This window comes from Shewanella sp. ISTPL2, from assembly GCF_013283205.1.
GTDB lineage: Bacteria > Pseudomonadota > Gammaproteobacteria > Enterobacterales > Shewanellaceae > Shewanella > Shewanella oncorhynchi.
Window position 1 is genome coordinate 370,672 of sequence record NZ_JAAPAV010000001.1, and the last position, 20,542, is coordinate 391,213.

20 protein-coding genes are annotated in these 20,542 nt (G+C 45.4%); 12 read left to right on the forward strand and 8 right to left on the reverse strand.

Features of this window, described 5'->3' with window-relative positions:
• Window positions 1–275 precede the first annotated feature (275 nt).
• Window positions 276–1,772, reverse strand: coding sequence for a helicase HerA-like domain-containing protein (locus tag HUB64_RS01650; RefSeq protein WP_173496230.1), 1,497 nt, complete (start codon window positions 1,770–1,772; stop codon window positions 276–278).
• A gap of 511 nt (window positions 1,773–2,283) precedes the next feature.
• On the opposite strand from HUB64_RS01650, the gene HUB64_RS01660 reads away from it, so the two are divergent.
• From HUB64_RS01660 to HUB64_RS01670, 3 genes are all read left to right on the forward strand, one after another.
• On the forward strand, window positions 2,284–2,709 hold the full coding sequence (locus tag HUB64_RS01660; RefSeq protein WP_107949438.1) for a hypothetical protein: 426 nt from the start codon (window positions 2,284–2,286) through the stop codon (window positions 2,707–2,709).
• Window positions 2,710–2,839: 130 nt separating this feature from the next.
• The gene (locus tag HUB64_RS01665; protein ID WP_113939233.1) at window positions 2,840–3,718 is read left to right on the forward strand and encodes a neutral zinc metallopeptidase; all 879 of its coding nucleotides are present in this window, start codon (window positions 2,840–2,842) and stop codon (window positions 3,716–3,718) included.
• Between the two features lie 51 nt (window positions 3,719–3,769).
• The gene (locus HUB64_RS01670; protein ID WP_113939232.1) at window positions 3,770–4,216 is read left to right on the forward strand and encodes an NUDIX hydrolase; all 447 of its coding nucleotides are present in this window, start codon (window positions 3,770–3,772) and stop codon (window positions 4,214–4,216) included.
• Window positions 4,217–4,241: 25 nt separating this feature from the next.
• On the opposite strand, the gene HUB64_RS01675 is transcribed toward HUB64_RS01670, so the two are convergent.
• Window positions 4,242–5,441 carry an SAM-dependent methyltransferase gene (locus tag HUB64_RS01675; protein WP_113939231.1) on the reverse strand — a complete coding sequence of 400 codons (1,200 nt, stop codon included), beginning with the start codon at window positions 5,439–5,441 and terminating at the stop codon, window positions 4,242–4,244.
• A gap of 315 nt (window positions 5,442–5,756) precedes the next feature.
• On the reverse strand, window positions 5,757–6,119 hold the full coding sequence (locus tag HUB64_RS01680; RefSeq protein WP_173496231.1) for a hypothetical protein: 363 nt from the start codon (window positions 6,117–6,119) through the stop codon (window positions 5,757–5,759).
• Between the two features lie 182 nt (window positions 6,120–6,301).
• Here HUB64_RS01680 and HUB64_RS01685 point away from each other — a divergent pair, with 182 nt between their 5' ends.
• From HUB64_RS01685 to ubiA, 3 genes are all read left to right on the forward strand, one after another.
• The gene (locus HUB64_RS01685) at window positions 6,302–6,622 is read left to right on the forward strand and encodes a hypothetical protein (protein WP_254451389.1); all 321 of its coding nucleotides are present in this window, start codon (window positions 6,302–6,304) and stop codon (window positions 6,620–6,622) included.
• Between the two features lie 607 nt (window positions 6,623–7,229).
• Window positions 7,230–9,398, forward strand: coding sequence for a DNA helicase II (gene uvrD / locus HUB64_RS01690; protein WP_173496232.1), 2,169 nt, complete (start codon window positions 7,230–7,232; stop codon window positions 9,396–9,398).
• A gap of 138 nt (window positions 9,399–9,536) precedes the next feature.
• Window positions 9,537–10,397 carry a 4-hydroxybenzoate octaprenyltransferase gene (gene ubiA, locus HUB64_RS01695; protein WP_105250362.1) on the forward strand — a complete coding sequence of 287 codons (861 nt, stop codon included), beginning with the start codon at window positions 9,537–9,539 and terminating at the stop codon, window positions 10,395–10,397.
• A 6-nt stretch (window positions 10,398–10,403) separates the two neighbouring features.
• Here the strand turns inward: ubiA and torT are convergent, their stop codons facing one another.
• Window positions 10,404–11,477: a TMAO reductase system periplasmic protein TorT gene (gene torT, locus HUB64_RS01700; protein WP_131524223.1), complete on the reverse strand. Its 1,074-nt coding sequence runs from the start codon at window positions 11,475–11,477 to the stop codon at window positions 10,404–10,406.
• 332 nt (window positions 11,478–11,809) lie between these two features.
• Here torT and HUB64_RS01705 point away from each other — a divergent pair, with 332 nt between their 5' ends.
• From HUB64_RS01705 to HUB64_RS01720, 4 genes are all read left to right on the forward strand, one after another.
• The gene (locus HUB64_RS01705) at window positions 11,810–12,205 is read left to right on the forward strand and encodes a VOC family protein (RefSeq protein WP_131524224.1); all 396 of its coding nucleotides are present in this window, start codon (window positions 11,810–11,812) and stop codon (window positions 12,203–12,205) included.
• Between the two features lie 34 nt (window positions 12,206–12,239).
• Window positions 12,240–13,289 (forward strand): nitronate monooxygenase family protein, encoded by a 1,050-nt coding sequence (locus HUB64_RS01710; RefSeq protein WP_131524225.1) that lies wholly within the window; start codon window positions 12,240–12,242, stop codon window positions 13,287–13,289.
• Between the two features lie 220 nt (window positions 13,290–13,509).
• Entirely contained in the window at window positions 13,510–14,427 is a 918-nt protein-coding gene (locus HUB64_RS01715) for a redoxin family protein (RefSeq protein WP_173496233.1), read from the forward strand.
• Between the two features lie 225 nt (window positions 14,428–14,652).
• The gene (locus tag HUB64_RS01720) at window positions 14,653–15,735 is read left to right on the forward strand and encodes an AI-2E family transporter (RefSeq protein ID WP_113939224.1); all 1,083 of its coding nucleotides are present in this window, start codon (window positions 14,653–14,655) and stop codon (window positions 15,733–15,735) included.
• Window positions 15,736–15,746: 11 nt separating this feature from the next.
• On the opposite strand, the gene HUB64_RS01725 is transcribed toward HUB64_RS01720, so the two are convergent.
• Both HUB64_RS01725 and HUB64_RS01730 read right to left on the reverse strand, forming a co-directional pair.
• Window positions 15,747–16,034 carry a helix-hairpin-helix domain-containing protein gene (locus HUB64_RS01725; RefSeq protein WP_168827746.1) on the reverse strand — a complete coding sequence of 96 codons (288 nt, stop codon included), beginning with the start codon at window positions 16,032–16,034 and terminating at the stop codon, window positions 15,747–15,749.
• Between the two features lie 128 nt (window positions 16,035–16,162).
• Complete coding sequence (locus HUB64_RS01730; protein WP_173496234.1) at window positions 16,163–18,223, reverse strand: prolyl oligopeptidase family serine peptidase; 2,061 nt, start codon at window positions 18,221–18,223, stop codon at window positions 16,163–16,165.
• Window positions 18,224–18,381: 158 nt separating this feature from the next.
• Here HUB64_RS01730 and HUB64_RS01735 point away from each other — a divergent pair, with 158 nt between their 5' ends.
• Window positions 18,382–18,900, forward strand: coding sequence for a DUF2975 domain-containing protein (locus HUB64_RS01735; protein WP_063883683.1), 519 nt, complete (start codon window positions 18,382–18,384; stop codon window positions 18,898–18,900).
• Window positions 18,901–18,902: 2 nt separating this feature from the next.
• Window positions 18,903–19,121 (forward strand): helix-turn-helix transcriptional regulator, encoded by a 219-nt coding sequence (locus tag HUB64_RS01740; RefSeq protein WP_063883682.1) that lies wholly within the window; start codon window positions 18,903–18,905, stop codon window positions 19,119–19,121.
• A 73-nt stretch (window positions 19,122–19,194) separates the two neighbouring features.
• Here HUB64_RS01740 and HUB64_RS01745 read toward each other — a convergent pair whose 3' ends face one another.
• Both HUB64_RS01745 and HUB64_RS01750 read right to left on the reverse strand, forming a co-directional pair.
• Complete coding sequence (locus tag HUB64_RS01745; protein ID WP_173496235.1) at window positions 19,195–19,773, reverse strand: nucleoside triphosphate pyrophosphohydrolase family protein; 579 nt, start codon at window positions 19,771–19,773, stop codon at window positions 19,195–19,197.
• A 174-nt stretch (window positions 19,774–19,947) separates the two neighbouring features.
• Window positions 19,948–20,532 carry a TlpA disulfide reductase family protein gene (locus HUB64_RS01750; protein ID WP_105250354.1) on the reverse strand — a complete coding sequence of 195 codons (585 nt, stop codon included), beginning with the start codon at window positions 20,530–20,532 and terminating at the stop codon, window positions 19,948–19,950.
• Between the last annotated feature and the right edge of the window lie 10 nt (window positions 20,533–20,542).

Consider the following 20,542-nt stretch of genomic DNA (forward strand, 5'->3'; position numbering starts at 1 on the left):
GAAATTTTTATCTCGAATTACAACATTTTAAATTACAAATATCTAAAATCATTGATAATTATCTGTGAATTTATTTGCCTCAATGAGCGATTACAGCAAAATAATCTTATCACCGAATTCCGTACCATGATCCATCTATCACTTAGAATAATTAATGCTAATGCTAGCGTTAACCTGTATAAGAAATATGCGAACAAGGACACAGTACCTATATTTTCGTCATTGTTTGTGGTTTTAGTGGGCCCTAATTGGAGGCATAACTAAGTACCATATGCCTAACGTCGGCTCGATTTACCTAACATGCCACCTAATATACCGCGCAAAATTTGTTTACCTAATTGGCTGCCAACCGTGCGTGCAGCTTGTTTTGACAAGGTTTCAGCTAACCCTTGGCGACGCTTATTACCAAAAATGAGTTCACTGAACCAACCTTGTTCCTCAGCTTTTTGGCCCGTTTGAGCATCACTTGCTGTGGATGTGGCGTCGCTGGTGGCGTTACCAACTCGTCTTTGGTTAAGGCGTTCGTAGGCCGATTCGCGGTTGATTAACTGATCGTATTTACCTCCAATCGGGCTTTGGGCGCGGACTTGTTGTAACTCCTCACTTGTGGCGGGTCCCATGCGGCAACGTGGCGGTGCGATGAGCGCGCGCTCGACCATAGTTGGCACGCCTTTGTCGGCTAACATAGACACTAAGGCTTCACCTACAGCGAGCTGGGATATTACGTCGCTGACAACCAGTTTGGGGTTAGGCACAAAGGTTTCGGCGGCGGTTTTAACAGCCTTTTGATCCCTTGGCGTGTAAGCTCGCAGGGCATGTTGAATACGATTACCTAATTGTCCGAGAATTTCGTTTGGGACATCATCAGGAAATTGCGAGCAAAAATAAACGCCTACGCCTTTTGAGCGAATTAGGCGCATGATCTGTTCGACGCGTTTTAATAGACTCGGTGGGCAACCCTCAAAGAGTAAATGCGCCTCATCGATAAAAAACACTAGCTTAGGTTTTTCGGGATCGCCGACTTCGGGCAGATTCTCAAATAATTCTGAGAGTAGCCAGAGTAAAAAACTTGAATATAAACGGGGTGTTAAAATCAGTTTGTTCGCTGCTAATAAATTGATAATGCCGCGCCCTTGCAAATTAGTGCGCATTAAATCTTCAAGCTGTAACGCGGGTTCACCAAAAAAGTCTTTGCCACCATCGCGCTCTAATCCTAGTACCGATCGTTGAATCGCTGCGAGGGATTGGGCACTGATTAAACCATATTTGGCGGAGATTTCTTTGCGTTCCTCGGCAACTAAGGCCAGCATGGCCCGCAGATCATCTAAGTCGAGCAGTAATAATCCTTGGTCGTCCGCCAGTTGAAAGACTATGTCTAAAATACCGCTTTGGGTGTCATTCAATTCTAAAATTCGGCCGAGTAAGGTTGGGCCCATTTCGCTGATGGTGGTACGCAGCGGGTGGCCTTGAACGCCCGCTAAATCCCATAACACCACAGGGTTAGCTTCGTTGTGATAATCCTCAATGCCAATTTGAGTTGCCCTTTGTAATAGCTTTTCACTTGGAGTGCCGGCCATAGCTAGACCCGAGATATCGCCTTTAACGTCTGTGATAAAAACCGGCACGCCTTGGCGTGAAAAACCTTCGGCAATACTCATCAGCGACACGGTTTTACCTGTCCCTGTGGCACCGGCAATTAACCCATGGCGATTGGCATACTTAAGATTTAAGTGAACCTGTTGTTCACCTTTTCCTATTAATAGCGTATTCAAAGGCATTCCTTATGTTAACGGTAGGGCTTATATTGGAATCGTTGCAGCACCTTTATTTAAGCCACTGTGTATTTAATCCACTTTAGTGTCGTCGTTCATGCGTATAAAAATTCATCATTGAGTGTTGGCCTTAGCGTAATTTATGTCAACATGGGGCCTGAATAAGCTTGATATCATTTAGCAAAAATGTGTGATTGGCAATATGGGCGTTACCTATGAATGAGGTGTGTTATTTGGGTCATTCACTGAGGCGTGCTTGATGGTGAAATTCCCTTTGATTATGCTGCTCTTGTTCTTTACTGTGCTGACATCTGCCTGCACCGAATGAGTCTGTGGTGCAAGAACCTGTGTTGAATCTTATGAGCCTATGCGAGATAAACAGCGCTGTGTTGCTGAGGTGGATAAAAACCTTTATTTGTATGAAAAACTAAAAGCAGTAGAAGAAAATCAACGGCTGAAAATGGCCAAAGAACAAGCCATTCAAAAATTGTTAATTGTAGAAAGGATATCTATGAAAGGTGCGGGCGGAACACAGGGCGGGACGGGACAATTTTTTATGGGTCTTGCCATGATGTGTGGTGGATTTTATTTATTGTTCAATGCAATACAGGTGAGCTCTAGTTTTGGACTGGGCTATGGCTTATATCGAGTGAATGCCTTTGGGCAAGGCATGTCGATTACCACTGGCATGGTGATGCTACCGTTTATTATCGGCATTGTTATGGTGTTTTTTGACGCTAAGAGTAAGTTAGCTTGGCTGTTGAGTCTAGGTTCGCTTACGGCCTTGGTTGTGGGCGTGATCAGCTCGATTCAATTCCACTTTAAATCTATGTCGGCCTTTGAACTGATTGTGATCCTCGTTTTGGCCTTTGGTGGTTTAGGGTTGTTTTTACGCTCACTGAAAGACGCGCCCACAAGCGATACACAAGCGAAATAACCACTAGACTCTTAATCACTAGGCTTTTAACCACTAGGCGCTAGAGTGCAAATACTAAATCAGAGTTGTGCATCTAAGCGACTTTAATAGCGGTTTAATGAAAGTTTTAACTACAGAGTGAAGGAATGCGATGCGCTGGCGTGACACTGACAGAAGCTCCAATATCGAAGACAGACGCGGCCAGCAAATGGCATCTGCGGGTGTGCCGAGTGCCTTGTTACTCAGGTTCTTGCCCTTTTTACTGAGAACTAAACTTGGTCGTGTGGTGTTGCTCATCGGCGGCATTTATATTGCTTTTCAGTATTTTACCGGTGGTCTTTCACTCGACCCGAATACTCAAGCTAATCTTAGCCAATCCCAATCTAACTCAACAACAGCGGTACAGGATGAGAATGCCCAGTTTGTGGCGGCCATTTTAGGCACCACAGAAACCGTTTGGGGCCAGTTGCTCAAAGGGCAATATCGAGAGCCTAAGTTAGTGCTTTATCGCAATATGACCTCCACTGGCTGCGGTATGGGACAGGCGCAGTCTGGGCCTTTCTATTGCCCTGCTGATAGCAAGGTGTATATCGATCTTAGCTTTCTTGATGAGCTTAAAACCTTAGGCGCGGCCGGTGATTTTGCCTTTGCCTATGTGATTGCCCACGAGGTGGGTCACCATGTGCAAAACCTGCTGGGCACTAGCACTAAGGTGCGCCAAGCCCAGCAATCTGGCAGTAAAGTGCAAGCGAATCAATTTAGTGTCGCACTTGAATTGCAGGCTGATTGCTACGCAGGGATTTGGGGGCATTATGTCAATCAACAACTTAACTTACTTGAAGCGGGCGATTTAGCGGAAGGCATTGCCGCCGCCAGTGCTGTGGGTGACGATCGTCTGCAACAGATGGCGGGTCGCGCCGTACAGCCCGATGCTTTTACCCACGGCAGTTCGGCGCAGCGGGTGAAATGGTTTAAGACAGGGTTTGATTCGGGTAATCTCGCCAGTTGTAATACTTTTGCGGCGAAGTGATTTAGTCTGATATCTCAAATTCGTACCGAACAGAAATGCAAGGATAACTGAGTGGCCTTTAACGATACCTTTAGATTGAGCAGCCACGCGGTTATCACGAATGCGCAGGGACAAGTACTGTTGCTTAAGGCCAATTATGGTAATTTTGCTTGGGGTTTGCCCGGTGGCGCACTCGAGCCAGGTGAAACGATTCACGAGGCCTTGGTGCGCGAATGCCAAGAGGAATTAGGCCTAAGTGTGCAGGTTAACTATTTGAGCGGCGTGTATTATCACAGCGCCTATCAATCCCAAGCCTTTATCTTTCGTTGTGAACTGCTATTGCCTGATGGATCTGAGGTGGCCAAAGATGGGGTAGAAGCCGAGCCATTGCCGATCCACTTAAGCCACGAACATTCAGAGTTTGCCTTCCACGATATCGACACCCTCAGCGCGGTTCAGCAGCAAAGAATTAAAGATTGCCTCAATTTCAACGGGGTTGTCATGAGCGCAAAGTTTTAATGCTTTGCCAGCAAACCGCCGGCCGTTAATCGGCTTGGGTTTGCGCGAGCAAGGTTTCTAAGCAGTGTTCCTTGATACCATAATAGGCTTTGATGTCAGCAATTTGCGCGAGGATTGCGGCGCTGTCTTTCTGATTATTTTGTGGCTTTTTAACGGCCAAAATCATCTTATTTTTATTGGTATGTTCTAGGCTGATAAATTCAAACACCTTAGTCGCATAACCGTTGGCTTCCAAAAATAGCGCACGTAATGAATCCGTCACCATTTCAGCCTGTTGGCCCATGTGCACCCCATATTGCAGCATAGGTTTAAACAACTCTGGACTGTGCATCTGCGGCCGAATTTGTTTATGGCAGCAAGGCGAACACATAATGATGTCGGCATTGGCGCGAATACCATAATGAATCGCATAGTCAGTGGCGATATCGCAGGCGTGCAGCGCGATCATCACATCGGTTTGCTTAGGCGCGTGGGTTCTCACATCGCCGCAGACAAACGACAAGCCTTGATGATCGAGCGTTGCCGCCGTTTCATTACATAAATCGGCCAAGGCTTGGCGTAATTCCACCCCAGTCACCTGCGCATCATTGTGAAGGCTATGGCGAAGGTAATCATGGATTGCAAAGGTGAGATAGCCTTTGCCAGACCCAAAATCGACCACATTGATCGGTTGGTCATTCTTGTGGGGTGAGGCTTCGAGCGCTTGGCTAAAAACCTCAATAAACTTATTGATTTGCTTCCATTTGCGCGACATCGCAGGGATAAGATTATGTTGGCTGTCCGTCACCCCTAGCTTGGTCAGGAAGGGACGTTCAATATCCACAAAACGCTTTTTCTCACGGTCATGTTCTAACGGCGCCGCGACGGCTTGTTTAACGTTATGTGTGCTGATTTGGACTTTGCCTTTTTTGCTGATCTCAAGCTGAACTTCTGCCTGCGCCGTAGCTAAGTGGGCACTCTTAAAATCGCTACCGAGTAACAGTTTTATGCTGGCTAAGCCTTCGTCATAACTCAGGTTTTTTGTGATGTGATTCGTCTGATGCTGATACACAAACGACAGCACAGGTTCATTTTGCAAACTAATCGGCCGAATCGTAATGCGCAGCAGGCTTTTATCTGCCCCTCGGTACTTACTCAACAATAGTTTGATCAGACTATTCTTCGCCAAGCTGTCAGCCAAAAGCTGGTAAAAATCATCAAAAGAATTAAGCGCTGAATGGGACATTATTGTTTCCGAAAAAGTAACCAAGAAAAACAGGGTGAGTATTCTAACCGCGATCCGCCGCTACCTAAAGTTATTCTCATCGAGAAGGGGTTTGGGGCAGAGCTCCGCTGCTGATTTATCTATTCAGGTGGTAGTGATTAAGCATAGTCATTCCAGTGACACGCTCAATTGAAGATGCAGCTTGGTAATGGGTGAATCTGATTCACTTAGACTGATCCATAAGTTGAAATTCGCCATTCTGCGTTGGATGTTTGCTAATGGAGTTTTACCTAGACTTTGTTTGATTTTTTTAATAAAAGTCAAAGTCGTGGGGTTTCACCCCACACCCGACCAAGGAGGACTGCTCGTCCTATCCTCCTTGGATGCTCCATGACGCCCCCAACGGAGTTGAAAGCCCCTTGTGCTCATTGACAAATTTGCTATCGCTTCCGAAGGATGCGTCCCTGCACCTGCGAAAGCTAGCTCGCCATCCATGGCGAGACTTACGCAATTTGTCATTTCGCCCTGCGGCAACTCCGAGGGTATGGCGTATTCCTTTGATTGTTGAGTTATCTGATTACCATTAACAGCAATAAAGAGTTGTGGATCTCCTGTTTCACCATGCTTCATAGTCGGTAAATAATGATTTGATTTTATACCGCCAAAATTTAGTGAGCCAAAGATAGAAACGGTAAACATCTTCTCGCTTTCTTGGTGTAACAATGTATTGAACGTGATGCAATAGCAGTGATAACTTACTGTCATATATTAATTTTGCCCTAAAAGTTTAAACCTACTCGTATCTTTGTTTGGGTTTAACTATAAGTACGGGGAAAACTCCCCTTAGGCATTAAAGTCAAAGTCGCAGTACAAGGAATATTATGAAACCGCGTATGTTCATTCTGTTAACAGCCATCCCTCTGACAATTGCTATTACTGGTTGCAGTGAAGAACTTGCAAACAAGAAAGCCGAGCAAGCAAAATTACTGCAGCAACATATAAGCTCAATTGTTTCTGCTTGTACAGGAACACTATCTTTATCAACTCAGATAACTGGCGACTTTGAAAATCCGGCCACAACAACAATAAGCTGTTCTGAAATGGATAAAAAAAGTGATTTTTTTCATGAAATGACCGAAAAGGACTTAGAGGTAATAAAAACAATGTCAAAAAACTCAATTAGCCTTAATCAAGACGCTTAATGTTTACAAATTAAAGATTGGATAGGCATGTTTTCCATAATAGCAACTATATTGGTTACTTTTGGAATCCAAGCTTCAATAGATATGTCTGTTGAGATTGCCGCCCCAGTCTTGTTATTGCAATCCGCTATGATTTAGTTATACAAGCGGGAACAAAGATAAGGGGTAGTTGCTTTTTCGCCTTTTATCTTTGGCTGACAGAGATACTCAAAGGTTAATAGGATTAAGCACTGTCATGGAAGTGACCGTTGACGGCATGGATGTCGTCGTCGAGCCCTCAGGGATGAGTTAATGGCGTGTCACTGGAATGACAGTGCGTAATCGTTGAAACAGAATGATGAACACCCTCTCTATGAGTAATTAATACAGCCTTGCTCTTGTTTAATACCTACCCTAAACAAAGATCTAACGGATAGTTGTTACTTAAAAGCTGGATTCCCGCCCACAAGCATTGCGTGAATGACAGTGCTTAATCAATGTAGTTCGACATCAGTGCAAATCAAGGTGCGGCATCATGTCATTCGTCTTGTGGCCCTTGTCTAGTGGATCAAACGCGCAGGCGGGTTTTCTTCTGTTATAATGCCTCCTCGATTTTTTGGAGGCGAGAATGGACGTATCTTCTTTACTAGACGGCCTGAATGATAAGCAGCGCGAGGCTGTCGCGGCACCGCAATCTAGCATGTTAGTGTTGGCGGGCGCGGGCAGTGGTAAAACTCGGGTGTTGACCCACCGCATTGCGTGGCTGATGCAGGTTGAACAGCAGAGTCCTTACTCGATTCTTGCGGTGACGTTTACCAATAAAGCTGCGGCTGAGATGCGCGAGCGAGTTGAAAAAGTCGCTGGCACCAATATGGGCCGCATGTGGATTGGGACTTTCCACGGCTTGGCGCATCGCTTGTTACGCACTCACTTCCAAGATGCGGGTTTACCGCAAAGCTTCCAAATCCTCGATTCAGACGATCAAGTACGTTTGATCAAACGTATTCTTAAAAGCCTGAATTTGGATGAGAAACAATATCCTCCACGCCAAGCTCAGGGTTATATCAATGGTAAAAAAGACCAAGGATTACGTCCTAAACATATCGATGCGGGCGGTTTTCCGCTTGAGCAAAATCTGTTAAAAATCTATCAGGTTTACCAAGCGTCCTGTGACCGCGCGGGTTTAGTCGATTTTGCCGAAATCCTATTACGTGCCCATGAGTTATGGCTCAATAAACCGCACTTGTTGGCCCATTATCAAGACAGATTTAAGCATATTTTGGTGGACGAGTTCCAAGATACCAACGCGATCCAATATGCGTGGATCCGTGTGCTTGCTGGTCAAACTGCCAATGTGATGATAGTCGGTGATGACGACCAATCGATTTACGGTTGGCGTGGTGCTCAGGTTGAAAACCTACATAGATTCTTAAAAGATTTTCCGACGGCGACCACGATTCGCCTCGAACAAAACTATCGCTCTAAGGGCAATATTCTTAAAGCGTCCAACGCCTTAATCGCCAATAACCCAGAACGTATGGGCAAAGAGTTGTGGACGGATGAAGCCGATGGCGATCCGATTTCGCTCTATTGCGCCTTTAATGAAATGGACGAGGCGCGCTTTATCGTCGGTCGAATTAATGATTGGCACGAAAAGGGCGGCAACCTCAGTGATTGTGCGATTTTATATCGTTCTAACGCTCAATCGCGGGTATTGGAAGAAGCCTTATTACACAAAGGTTTAGCCTATCGTATCTACGGCGGTTTACGCTTCTTCGAACGCCAAGAAATTAAAGATGCCATGGGTTACCTGCGGCTGATCAATAACAAAGACGACGATGCGGCGTTTGAGCGCGTGGTGAATACGCCGCCCCGTGGCATTGGCGATCGCACTTTAGATATTTTGCGCTCCACGGCGCGCCAGCATGAGTTAACCCTGTGGCAGGCGAGTGTGCGTTTACTCGATGAGAAAGTGCTTGCGGGTCGCGCAGCAAATTCTGTGCGTGGTTTCATGGACTTAATCATGACGATGCGTGAAGACACCCAAGATATGGTGCTGTATCGCATGGCCGATACTGTGATCCAAGCGTCGGGTCTTAAGGCCATGTATGAAGCCGAAAAGGGCGAAAAAGCCCACGCTAGAATCGAAAACTTAGAAGAACTCGTCACGGCGGCGCGTACTTTTGAGCTGCCAGAAGAGCTGGAGGACATGGGCGAACTTAACGGTTTCCTATCCCACGCGGCGCTCGAAGCGGGCGAAGGCCAAGCCGATGCCTTTACCGATGCGGTGCAGCTAATGACGCTGCATTCTGCCAAAGGGCTAGAGTTCACTATGGTGTTCATGGCGGGTGTCGAAGAAGGGATCTTCCCGAGTAAAATGGCGCTCGAAGAGGGCGATAGACTCGATGAAGAACGCCGTCTCTGCTATGTGGGCATGACCCGTGCCATGGAAAAACTCTACATAACCTATGCGGAATCGCGGCGCATTTATGGCCGCGAAGATTACGCTCGGCCGTCGCGTTTTATCAAAGAGATCCCGCCGCAATATGTGGATGAAATCCGTCTTAAGGCGCAGGTTTCAACGCCGATGGCGAATAATCGTTTTAGCGCCCCAAAATCGGCTGCGACAAACGATACAGGCTTTAACGTCGGCCAACGAGTCAATCACCCTAAATTTGGTGAAGGTAAAGTGACCAACTTTGAGGGCAGCGGTGCCCAAGGGCGAGTACAAGTGAGCTTTACTGACTTTGGCAGCAAGTGGTTAGTGGTGGCTTACGCTCGGTTAGAGGCGCTTTAATACCAGCCCTGAACGCGATGAATGTCAGCTTTTTATGACACGCTTTCAGGGCGTAAATTCGCATCGGGAGAAGCATGGGTATATGATGCTAATCCTGAAACCGAGTGGAAACTTGAGGGTATTGGGAGTACCTAGTTAATGAATTTAAAGCAGAAGTGGGATGTGTATTCCCGTCTTACTCGAATCGACCGTCCCATAGGTACGCTATTGCTGATGTGGCCATGCTTGATGGCGCTGATGTTAGCGGCGGGTGGTATGCCCGATCTTAAGGTATTGATCATCTTTATTATTGGCGTGGTAATCATGCGTGCCTGTGGCTGCATTATTAACGACTATGCCGATCGCGATCTCGACTCTTTTGTGGAACGCACTAAATCTCGGCCGCTGGCCAGTGGCGAAATCAGCACTAAAGAAGCCTTGATACTGTTCGTCATTTTAGGTTTATCTGCTTTTGGTTTGGTCTTATTACTCAATGGATTAGTGGTTAAATTATCCGTTGTTGGTATTATCCTCACTATCATTTATCCCTTCACTAAACGCATCACCAATATGCCGCAGATGTTTCTAGGCGTGGTGTGGAGTTGGTCTATCCCTATGGCTTACGCCGCGCAGACGGGTGAAGTACCCATCGAGGCTTGGTGGTTATTTGCGGCCAATTGGTTTTGGACTGTCGCCTACGATACCATGTATGCCATGGTCGATAGGGATGATGATTTAAAGGTGGGCATTAAATCTACTGCAATTTTGTTCGGTAAATATGACCGCCAAATCATAGGTTTATTTCAGCTTGCTGCGCTGGCTTGTTTTATCGCCGCCGGTTGGAGCGCCGATCGTGGTTTACTCTATGGCCTAGGTTTACTGACTTTTGTCGGTTTTAGTACTTACCAGCAAATGCTGATCTTTGATCGCGAACGAGCCCCTTGTTTTAAAGCGTTTCTCAATAACAATTGGGCAGGACTCGCATTATTTGTTGGGCTGGGCGCCGATTATTTAGTTTAGTGAACATCATTTTGGCTGAGGAAGATCCTGATGGATCATCCACTGATTCTGTGGCGCTAATATTTGTTCTAAATCAATCTGGTGGATGTTGTCTTGGGAGATGACCTTGATAACTGGGCTCACTCTGTGGGGATAAGGCGCACCTTCGAGTGCGCGTATTGCGAGATCGATGGCAATTCGAGCCTGCAATACTGGCGAGTCGCTGACCGTCGCGAGTAACTGTTTTTTCTGCACTAATTCTATGGTCTGTGCATTCGAGTAGAATGCGATGATTTTTCCCGTTTTATTCCTACGTCCGTCTAAATAGCGCGCCGCGAAAGTGGCGGCAACTGCATTGGCGATCACATAATCTACACTTTGTTTAGTAAGCACTTTTCGCACTAAATCAGCTTGAATAAATAACTCCGTAGTGCCAAACCCTCCTTCAATTGTGTCGAACTCTTGTTTGGTTGCCGCCCGCCTAAATCCTTGTTCCGCCGCCATAACCCAAGAAGCGTCCTTAGGCCCTGGAAACCAAGCAACTTTAAGTTTCGCAGGCGCTTTATCGACAGGGTCTCGTTGCTGCGATGCAATATACTCAATCGCTGCCGCAGACATATCTTCAAAGCTGACTAAGGAGCGACTCGTGAGTTTGTCGGTCGCGATACCATTCACTAAATCAATAACAGGAATGCCCGCAGCAGAGAGTTGTTCGATATCCGCAATCAGTCCATCAGCCGTATTCGCAGCAATAATATAGGCTTGAGCTTTGAGGGCTTGGCAATCATAGAGTTGTTGTTTTTGTTGCTCAATATTGTCATATCCTCCAGCATCATAAATGCCGAGAGTTACACCTTGGCGTTCGGATTCCTGCGATAACCCAAAGGCGACGCCCCACCAATATTGGTCTTTACCATGGGGAAGTAAGGCACAGATCCGCCATGGTTTATTGGCTTGAGTAAGTGGTGTGTATGCCGTTTTTTTGCCATCAGCAATCACATCGGCGGGATACCAAGTTGCCTGCACTGCAAAGGCGAAAATATAGAGGATTAAGGTGAGGCAAATCCTGAGGGAGTAAGCGAAGAATGCAGTAAAGTGCATAGGATCATCATGTTAAGTTAACAATAGATTAAGCATAGATGAATGATCCATAGTTGCTAAGTCGATGCTAAATAAAGCTGATTTATTCTTAATAACCAGTGCCATGAAGTGTTATGGCACTTTTATGATGGGCTGCAGAGTGGTTGAAATTGTAGGGGCGTATTACATTAGCAGGCTTTACGCTTTGACTTGTTCACTGAATGCTTAAGTTTACATTTCACGCTTAAGGCTTAATTGCCACAGCTGGTTTTTGCCATAGTGCTTAGTCTATAGTCATTGGCTTATAGTGGTTTTTTAGGATCAATTTCATGCTTAGGTAACAAGGAATCGTTATGTTTATTCCGTCAGGATTTGCACGGGTTAGTCCGTATATGATGATCGCTGATGCCGATAGTTTAGTGGTTTTTTTACAGCAAGCCTTTGATGCTAAAGCGCTACATATTTCCCGTCGGGCTGATGGCAAAATAGCTAATGCACAGATGCAAATCGGCGACTGTTTATTTATGTTGAGTGAGGCGAGTGAAGCTTTTACGCCTATGCCCGCATCCTATTATTTATATGTGGAAAATGCCGATAAAACGGTGGCTCAGGCACTCGCCGCTGCGGGTGAGTTAGTGATGGAAGTGGCGAATATGCCCTATGGCGATCGCCAAGGTGGAGTGCGGGATCCCGTGGGCAATCTGTGGTGGATCTCCCAGCGTTTAGCCGCAGGGCCATATCAGGATTGAGCATCAAGTGATAACAAGTCAAAGGAGGTGATGTATGCCGTGCCAGTTAACCCGATTATTTGGAATCGAATTACCAATTATTCAAGCGCCGATGGCGGGTGTTCAGGGCAGTGCCTTAGCGATAGCTGTGTCGCAAGTGGGGGCGTTGGGATCTTTGCCCTGCGCCATGTTATCCCTCGAAGCCTTAGATACCGCCTTGACACATATTCGCACCCAGACGACTAAGCCCATCAATGTAAACTTCTTTTGTTATCACGAACCTGAACCGCAAGCAGCGAAACAAGCCGCATGGCTTAATCAACTCGCGCCTTATTTTTCTGAGTTGGGTGTCAATCCTGATAGCCAAACCGTGGGGGCACAACGCGCGCCATATACCAGCACCCAGGCTGCAGTGTTAGCTAAATTTAAACCTGAGGTGGTGAGTTTTCATTTTGGCTTACCGAATGAAGATTTGTTGCTGGAGATAAAGTCTTGGGGTTCAAAAATCATTTCGACAGCGACAACTGTAGAAGAAGCCCTATGGCTTGAAGCGCGTGGTGCGGATGCCATTATTGCGCAGGGTTTAGAGGCCGGAGGTCACAGGGGGCATTTTTTATCCGATGATTTAACCAAGCAGTTAGGCACTTTTAGTCTATTGCCGCAAATCATTGCCGCCGTTGATATTCCTGTTATTGCAGCGGGTGGCATAGTCGATGCAAAGACAGTGCGCTCTGCTATGGCGATGGGCGCTTCGGCGGTGCAAGTGGGGACTGCATACTTACTCTGTCCCGAATGTACCACCAGTGATATTCACCGTGCCGCCCTGCAAAGTGAGGCCGCGCAGCATACGGCTCTGACTAACTTATTCACTGGTCGACCCGCCCGTGGAATTATGAATCGTTTTATGGCAGAGCTTGGCCCCATCAATAATACCGCACCGGATTTTCCGCTCGCCTCAAGCGCCGTCGCAGTATTGCGAAGCGCCGCTGAACAACAAGGATTTGGTGATTTTAGCCCACTTTGGTGCGGCCAAAATGCAACAGGTTGTCAGGCTATTCCCGCCGCAGAGCTGACGAGGCAATTGGCGTTAGGTTTGATGGTCTAAGATATTGTTGGATAGGTTATTAATACTCATTGTTATGCTCACCAAGGCTTACATTTAATATGGCTAAATTAGCGGCTTGTTAGTTTATACTCGTCGTTTAAAGGTTGGTTTGTCGTTAGACTGCCGCTTCTTTTAAATTATGTTTTTCTGTACAAATGGCTGCAAATCACTGGCCCTATAGCTGTGGGTGCGAGTGATCTATAAATTTAAGGAAAACAATATGTTGTTACGTAAAATCATTGTTATGTGCTTTGCCGTTATGAGTTTTGCTACGTTTGCGGGCAATAAAGCCTATCAAGATATCGCACTTAAAACCTATCCAGATCAGCAGCAAGTGACTTTAGCCAGTGTTGCGGGTGACAAGCCGATATACCTAAAGTTTTGGGCGACCTGGTGCCAACCTTGTATGGAACAAATGCCGCATTTTGAAGTCCTGCAGAAGAAATATCAGGACAAGATTAATATCATCGCGGTGAACATCAATATTAATGAAGAGCAGCCTAAGATTGCTGATGTTATCGCACGTTTCGGGCTCACTATGCCCGTGTGGTTGGATAATGAAGGCGAGCTGGGTGTGGCTTTAGGTTTGGTCGGCACACCCTATAGTGTATTAATCAATCGTGCTGGTGATGTGGTTTACACTAGCCATGAGTCTGATGCCAATTTAGATAAATTTATCGATATGTTGGCGAATGGCCAAGAGTTGACTGCGCAGACAACGGAGGCACCCAGTGCCGAACAAACAGCTAAGTTACTGAAACCTTGGGAACAAGGTGAGCATTTACTTTTTTTTACCGCAACATGGTGTGATTGGTATTTGGCTGATAGCCGCCCTGAAATGTCGAAAGAGTGTATTGCCGTTCAAAAAGGTTTAAATAATCTCGCGCAAAAAGTGCCTAATAAAGCGTGGCACGGTGTGGTCAATCATTTGTGGACAGACAATAAAGCGCTCGAAGATTTTAAGCAGCTTTATCAAACTCAAGTCGATTTTAGTATCGATGAATTAGGTGTGTTATTTAATCATTTTAAAATCCGCAATATTCCTACTTTACTGTGGGTTAAGGATGGTAAAGTTATTCAGCGTATTACCGATTTTAGCCAGCCAGAGAAAGTAGTTGAGCAGCTTTTGGCTCAATAAGCTCATTCCAAATGTTAGGCCTTTGATAGATATCCAAAGGCCTTTTGTCTTCAAAGATTGAATAGATACACAGCTCAATATTCGGTGTTAAAGTCATTGCCCATGGGAAGCACTGCGCAATAAACTGATTCGTAGAACGAGTTGGTTAAGCATTAACCTTGTTTGGTGTGATGCAGAGTGTTTTCCATTTTATCGTTGAATTTTATTGTGGGGGGTTTTAGCACTATGACGCCGATTTTCAGTAATGCCGCTATTGGTCGTAGTTTGTTGGTTTTGCTCTTGTGTGCTGGCGTATTCTTTTTTATCGATTTTTTAGTGCCCGCCTTAGCTGCATTGATTGTGTGTTTTTCAAGTTGGCCTCTCTATCAAAAACTATTGGCAAAATGCGGTGGTCGCTCGGCGTTGGCGGCAACCATTGCCCTATGTTGTATTGTGCTCGGGCTGATTATTCCGCTTGTGTTTGTATTTTCCTATGCGTTACAAGAGATTAGAACTTGGGTTGATTGGTTGGTGTTTACGAACCAACACGGTTCGCCCGTGCCCTTGTGGATCAAAGATTTACCTTGGATGGGTGAATGGTTAACCCTGCAATGGCAGCAGTTTATTGGTGAACCCCATGAATTAGGCCAAATTATCAGTGCCATTAGTGGCCAGAATTTGAGTGGCATTTCCCGTTGGGTGCTGCAATTGGGTTGGAATACTTTAGGGTTGTTATTGACCTTACTTTTTATGCTGATCACTTTGTTTTTCCTCTATAAAGATGGTCCGCAAGTGGCTAAACAGTTGGATATCGTGGGTGAGCGAGTGCTGCCTGCTCGCTGGCATAGTTTTTCCCGTGTGGTGCCTGCAACAGTCAGTTCTACCGTGATAGGTATGACGCTTATCGCAATTGGTGAGGGCATAGTGCTGGGGATTGCCTATTGGATTGCGGGAGTACCTTCGGCCGTGGCTTTTGGGGTGTTAACCGCCTTTATGGCCTTGGTTCCCGGCGGCGCGCCAACCATGTTTACCTTGATTTCACTCTACCTTGTCGGCACTGGCGATATGACGGCGGGGGTCGGCTTGTTTCTTTGGGGCAGCATAGAGTTGTTTATTGTCGATAAAACCTTAAGGCCTAATCTTGTCGGTGGGCCGATTAAATTGCCTTTCTTACCGACTTTTTTCGGTTTGATCGGCGGCGTAAAAACCATGGGTTTTGTCGGTTTGTTTGTTGGTCCAGTATTGATGGCCCTGCTGGTGGCCATTTGGCGTGAGTGGTTAAGGGAAGAGCCCGAAACGATACCATTGGATAAACAGGCAGATAGATAGTCGCTAAAGCTTCATTTCTCTAAGGTATTTTTGCGCTCATCGGTGTAAAACCACCAGGGTTTAGGATCTTCACCTGCCATAAAACGGGTGATGGAGATAAACACATCGAGCATACAGGGGTCGTGTCTCTGGCCCGTTTTGTCGCACAGCGTTTGATACAGCTCGTAGGGGTTTCTATCTAACAGCTGCTCAGGCTTATCTATGCCGAGCAAACGTAAATCCGCCGCACAGGCTTTGCCAATATTGGGTAAATCAGTCAATTGCTTAACCTCGGCACGCACAACTTTTGCTGGATTCATTTTTATCTCTTGGGGTGTAGTCATACTTGATAGATTAGTCTATTGCCCACAGTTAACCGCGTTAGCCTGTTAAGATATTTCGCCTTCCTTGGCAAAATCTGTGTTGCACTTCTAACGCTTTATTATGGTTACAGTTTTTCTATATCAACATTTAAGCTATTAAGATGTTCAAGCAAAGCTGGATTGACATTATTATCCACTTTTCCGCCTAAGTACTTACCAAAGAAACGTTCAGTCGCAATTATCGCGGCGAGCTTGTTGGCACGTTTGATAAATCCATGACCTTCATCTTTGGCGAGTAAGTATTCAACGGGTAACGATTTTTGGTACATCTTTTTCGCAATATTATCTGATTCAACTTGAGTCACTCGCGGATCATTCGCTCCTTGGATAAGCATCAGCGGTGCTTTTATGTTATCGACAAAATTAATTGGGGAGCGGTTCTCCATATCTTGTTTTTGTTCAGGAATTAACGGGTCTCCCACTGATTCAAACCATTGACCTAAATAGGGGCGCCAGTAATCGGGGAAAGACGCCATTAGCGTGACTAAGCTTGACGGCCCCACATAGGCGATCACAGCTTGGTAAAGATCTGGGGTAAAAGTCGCGCCGGATAAAGCCGCATAACCACCGTAAGATGCGCCAAAGATCCCCAAGCGATTTTTATCCGCAATCCCTTGTTCGACCAAGTAATTTGCACCATCAGTCAGGTCATCTTGCATACTGCCAGTGCCCCAATTGTTATTGCCTAAGTTGAGGAAGTGTTTGCCAAATCCTGTCGATGCGCGAAAGTTTGGCTGTAACACGGCATAACCACGGTTGGCATAGAACTGAGCAATCGCATGGAAGTAACCCGAGTCTAGCGCCCAGTAGTCCCGAGCCCAAGGGCCGCCATGGGGCAGAATGATGGTGGGTAAATTGCGCTGGTTTCCCTTTGGTAATGTCAAATAAGCCTGAATTTTTACACCATCCCTTGCGGTATAGACTAGGGATTGTCTGGGTGATAACAGTTCTGGTTGTATGCTTGGAGGAATATCCGCGAGTAAGTGGATATCACCATTAATGGCATTGTATTGGTAATCTAAGCTCGATGCCCTATCGCTCGCGACGTTGATCTGCCAGAGATTATTTTTCTCGTTACGTTCGGTAATGGTTATTTCAACATCTTGATTAAAATGCTTATTGATCACATCCCAGTGCTTAGCAAACTCAGTATCAAGTGCATAGGTTCTTAAGCGACCGCCGTAATAGGAAATGGCTAAAGGTTCACCAGCATCGTTAAACAATACCTGATAAACATCCGCTTCATCCTTAGGATCTTTATGTAAGGTTTCATATTTTCCCGTCATAAGATCAACTTTGAGCAATTGTTGTTTATCCCGCTCACCAATGTTGGCACTGATATAGGCGAGTTTTTTCGCATCGTTTACTTTTAAGATATCAATGCTTTCACCCTTAGCTGTGTGGATTATTTTACGCCAAGTGCCATCAATGAGTGCGTAGAGGCTATAGCTGTTATCTAGATTAGTGCTACTGCCAATAACGGGATGCCCTTGTTTATTAAACTTCATTTGCACCAAGTTTAAGTTGTTTTCAAAAATAGGCGTTAGCTTGCCATCATGGGTGTTGAGCCAATAGATATCCATCCGACTCGATTCATCGTGGTTCGCCATCACAACCAGCTGCTCAGGGTTATCCTTGGGCTGTTCCATGACGCTGTATTTCACCTTGTCATTGTGCGTCAGTTGCTGCTCTTTTGGCTCTATTTTGCCTTGGGAAGTTTCAAAGCTGAGTTTAAAAATTTGGGTGTTTTCATTTCCCCCTTTATCTTTCATAAAAAAGAGTTCGTTACTGTTGGATGACCATTCAAATTCTTTAATAGGTTCAATGGACTGCGTTAAGAGTGTCGCACTTGCAAGATCGCTTTTATCCGCCATTACATAAATATTGCTCGCACCTTGGTATTCCTTTGTGAAGGCTAACCATTTACCGTCGGCGGACATTTTTAAATGGTGAATATTTTGCTCATTGAAAAAATCTTCGATGGGAATGAGTGGCACTTGGGCTTGCTGGCTGTTAAGCCTATTCGTGTTGGCTTTTTGCTCAGTGGTTGAGGCTGAACAGCTTGCGAGTAGCATAGCGGCAATAGCAGCACTGCATAACTGGCTTGTGAAGGAGGATAATCGCATTGTTGTAACCTTGAGTTGTTAGAAGTGACATCATGTTAATACGAATATTAATTATCGTAAAACAATAAAATTATATTTCTTTGCAATATATTTTACCGAACGAGTATACTAGCCAAGGTTAAAGAGCACTGGGATTGGATTAAATTTAGGATTGAGTGATGAATAAAAACATAGAAAAGTTAATAAAAATCAGTGCATTTTTCCGGTGGGTGATTTTGTTGGCCGCTACGATTGTGGTGGTGTATCTGGGTTATAGCTACTTAGTCCATGATGAGATACGTTTTGGTTCGAATAATGGATTGTTCCAAGCGCTATGGGTATCGCCTGATGCGAGTCAAACCCTGTTGCTGTTAATGTTAAGTCCATTATTTATCACGTTTTTACTCGGTGTTTATTGGTTGCAAAAATTATTAGCCTACTACCAAGACGGCTTATTTTTTAGCGACGAAAGTATGCATTGTTATCTGTGGTTGGTTTGGCTTAAGGTTGCCGCCTTAGTGATAGAAATACTGCAAACCTTAGGCGTAGGTTACTATCACAAGTCGCTTTTTGAGGATACCCGTATCGACTTGGCGCTCGATTTTGGCAATATCACTACGATTTTATTGATGTTGCTGATTGTTTATTTGCTTAAAGCTGCCCGAGATTTTGAGGCAGAAAACAAAGAGTTTGTGTAATTTTGGACATTATCGTTAATTTAGACGTCATGATGGCGATACGGAAGGTGAGTTCTAAGGAGCTTGCCAAAGCGGTTGGCATTACCGAAGCGAATTTATCCCTGCTAAAACGTGGCAAGGTGAAAGGCGTGCGTTTTGAAACACTGGCGAGTATTTGTGAGTACCTGTCGTGCCAGCCTGGGGATATTTTAGAATATCGTAAGAGTGATACATCGGACTGAGTTCTGCCGTTTTAGCCTTGTTCAACGCATCCTAGGACGCACTTAGTTAAGTGCTATCCTAGGCTTGCCGTGGTTAGGCTTTAACCAGTGTTGTCAGATCCGCTGGGCGATAGTAAACCGATTTTAGTACCTTGCCTTGGCGAACCACTTTACCTGCCATTTCAACATCTTTAGCGCATTTGGCTATGATTAAATCACCTTGCTGACTACCGACAATTTCAACACCTTGCTTGGCATAGAAGGCAATGGTCTCGGCAAGTTCTTGCTCGTTACGGCACACTTTACTCATATTGCTCGAGTGGACTTCATCCCAGCAGCGAATAAAGTCAATTTCACGGTTTTGAGCCACGCAAAGCAACAAGTCAATCAGGTAACTGATTTCGAGTCTGTCCGTCATGGCCTGTGCGCCTAAGTGCACTAGACGGCCCATTAACACGTATACAGAATCGACGATGGCATCGGCCTGTTCGATACGGCTATCGGCTTCGGCAAGTTCAGTTAACTCCTCAATAATCAGTGAAGTATGTAAGGTATCGGCCTTGTCATCTAAAGAATCAACATCATTAACGGGCAAGTTGAAGGTGCTACGAAACTCACTGATATCACGATATAAGTGGTCATAAATAGGTTGAGTTAAGCGGGTGAGTTTCATCTGATTTGCCTTGAAATAAAGAGTTTGGCGGCAATTTTAAAGAAATGCGTCGCAGAATACAAAGATGGGGCAGAGATAAAAATACCCGCAGCCAAATAGGCGGCAGCGGGTTTCGGTAAATTTTGGCGGATGACCGAATGGAGAAATATATTGTGAGTCTGTGTTACTTGGTGATTATTGGCCGTATTTTGCAATCAGTTGATCAAGATAAGGGCCAACGTCTTTATCAGCCCAATCGAGATATCCCCGCACAAAACCGACAAGATTACCTTTAGCATCAAAAATATAACTGGCGGGTACGACATTCGCGGGAATGATTTGTTCTATGTTTTGCTCCGGGTCAAGCCAAGTGGCATAGCCGCTAAAGCCATGTTGGTTAAGAAAAGGGCGTACATCTTTAGATTCTTCATCGATAGAGATTGGAATGATGGCGATATTCTTCCCTTGATACTGCTGCTTAAGTTTTTGGAGTTCTGGAATTTCCCTTAAACAGGGGGCGCACCAGGTTGCCCAAAGATTGACTAAAACCAATTTTCCTTGGTGCTGTTTTAGGGTTTGGGTTTGTCCTGATTCATCAATAAAGGGAACTTCTGGTACGCCGCGTGCGTGCTGCATTTCTATAAAACCAGTCATCACAAGGGGCTTAGGGAGGGGCTCTCCCGTACTGTAGAGTTTATTGTCTAGTGAATGGGCTGAGCTGCTATTAGAAAACAGACCCAAACACACGAGTAGAACAAAGGGAAAATAGTGTAATTTCATCTGGTTATCC